This window comes from Rhodopseudomonas sp. B29 (assembly GCF_000333455.1).
GTDB lineage: Bacteria > Pseudomonadota > Alphaproteobacteria > Rhizobiales > Xanthobacteraceae > Rhodopseudomonas.
Genome location: NZ_BADD01000011.1, coordinates 1 through 1,952, shown reverse-complemented (window position 1 = coordinate 1,952; position 1,952 = coordinate 1). Strand labels below are relative to the sequence as shown.

Below are 1,952 nucleotides of genomic sequence, written 5' to 3'. Positions count from 1 at the left end.
CCGATCAAATGCCCGCGCACGATCGACTTCGAGGCCGAGCTGCCGCGCACGCCGACCGGCAAGCTGGTCAAGCGCCACCTCAAGGAGCGTTATTGGCCGGGTCGCCAAGGTGATCTATGTGAAGCACGGCGACGGCAAGACCTTCGTGATCATTGATGCAGCGATGAACGACCTGATCCGGCCAACGCTGTACGAGGCCTATCACGAAATCCTGCCGGTCTCGGAGCCGGCACCCGACGTGCCCACGATGGTCGCCGATGTGGTCGGCCCGGTGTGCGAAACTGGCGATTACCTCGCGCTTGATCGCAAGCTGCCGGAGCTGAAGGCCGGCGACCTGATCGCCATCATGACCTCCGGCGCCTACGGCGCCGTCCAGGCCGGCACCTACAACACGCGGCCGCTGGTGCCTGAAGTTCTGGTGAAAGCCGATCAGTTCGCCGTGGTGCGCCCGCGCATCGAGGTCGAGCAACTGATCGCGATGGACAAGCCGGCGCCGTGGCTGTGAGCCGGCGCGATTAGCACCTCTGGCGCTTAATCGAAACTAACGACTCATTGCAAGATGCACTGAGTCCTCATCCTGAGGAGCACGGCGAAGCCGTGCGTCTCGAAGGATGGGGCCACGCAGTGCCGGCGGCGTATGGTTCGAGACGGCGCTTCGCGCCTCCTCACCATGAGGTTGTGCTTGTTGTGACGCTTCAGCGCGAAGACAGAGTGGGGCCGCCAGAACGCGGCTTACAATGCTGGCGGCCCCGATCACGCGTTTGCAATCCCGGCCAGGAAGTTGCGGCGTCCAGCCGGGTACGCGCGACCCATGCAACCTATCGGCGATATCAGCCGCCGCAACACCGACCGCCGCTTAACCTAACCGATCAACCTTAACGTCGCCGCGGCCCAAAGACGCGGTCGCCTTGTGCGCGTGCCTGAGCCTTACATTCGCCATCTGCTCCTCGCTCAAGAACCCAGCAAATGAAGGTCGGCGCTGCGCGCTGATGACGCAGGATGACGAACTGATGAAGAACAGCGATCAGCAAACACTTCGGCAAGTCACGCCAGAGGTCGACAAATATCCCGTCGCGCTCCGCGTGCTGCATTGGGTGCGCGCGGTTCTGATCCTCGGACTGATCGCCGCCGGCTGGACCATGACGTCACTCGACGATTCTGTGACGGCGAAGTTCACGCAGCTCTATCCGCTGCACAAATCCTTCGGCTTGTTGGCGCTGCTGATCGTTCTGGTTCAGCTCGCGATCCGCGCAGTATCGCGCCTGCCCGGGCCGGCCGAACTGCCGGCCCACGAACGCGTGCTGTCTCACATCGTGCATGTCGCGATCTACGCGCTGGCGGTGATCGTGCCGCTGATGGGCTACGCGATGTCGAGCACGTTCAGCCAGAGCGACGGCGTGACGTTCTTCGGCATCCATGTGCCGGAACTACTGCCGAAGAACGATGCGTGGTCGTCGGCCTTCGCGTTGCTGCACAAGACGCTGGCCTACACGTTGCTGGCCCTGGTCGTGCTGCATGTGCTCGGCGCGCTGAAGCATCGCTTTTTCGACAAGAACCCGAAGGCCGACGTGCTGCCGCGCATGCTTTAGGTTCGCTCGGCCTCTGGAGGCTTGGAAGCGCCGTCACACGTTCGTGTGAGGTGTCGGAGCAGTTGTGGAGTCCCGAAGGTGCCTCATTGCCGCCTCTGTGCTACGCTGGTGTGATCGATCAGCCCGGAGAGAGCGTTGAGCCGAAGCCCAGATCCAGCCAAGCCAGAAGCGACCGGCAGCGATGCCGAGGTGACGCAGCATCTGGCCAAGGCGGTGCGGCGGGCGAGGATCGCGATCGCCTGGGAACGCGGCTGGCCGCATCTTGCCCGGCTGCTGACGGTAATCGGCCTGTTCCTTTCGGTGTCCAGGGCCGGGCTATGGCTGAACCTGTCGCTGGTCTGGCGCGGGGTCGGGCTGCGATAT

The 1,952-nt window shown here is 63.5% G+C and carries 2 protein-coding genes and 1 pseudogene; all 3 read left to right on the top strand.

The window, feature by feature from the left end; translation table 11 throughout:
- Positions 1-100: 100 nt before the first annotated feature.
- A pseudogene (locus I5M_RS00240) lies at positions 101-505 on the top strand (diaminopimelate decarboxylase family protein); the annotation flags it as partial.
- A 484-nt stretch (positions 506-989) separates the two neighbouring features.
- On the top strand, positions 990-1,589 hold the full coding sequence (locus I5M_RS00235; protein ID WP_022719564.1) for a cytochrome b: 600 nt from the start codon (positions 990-992) through the stop codon (positions 1,587-1,589).
- 135 nt (positions 1,590-1,724) lie between these two features.
- Positions 1,725-1,952, top strand: a 228-nt coding sequence (locus I5M_RS28900; protein ID WP_040771488.1) for a DUF4175 family protein, incomplete at its 3' end; no start/stop codon positions are given.

What these genes read in the sequence shown, in the direction of transcription:
- I5M_RS00235 (WP_022719564.1), top strand. Translation starts at nt 990, where the DNA reads ATGACGCAGGATGACGAACTGATGAAGAACAGCGATCAGCAAACACTT.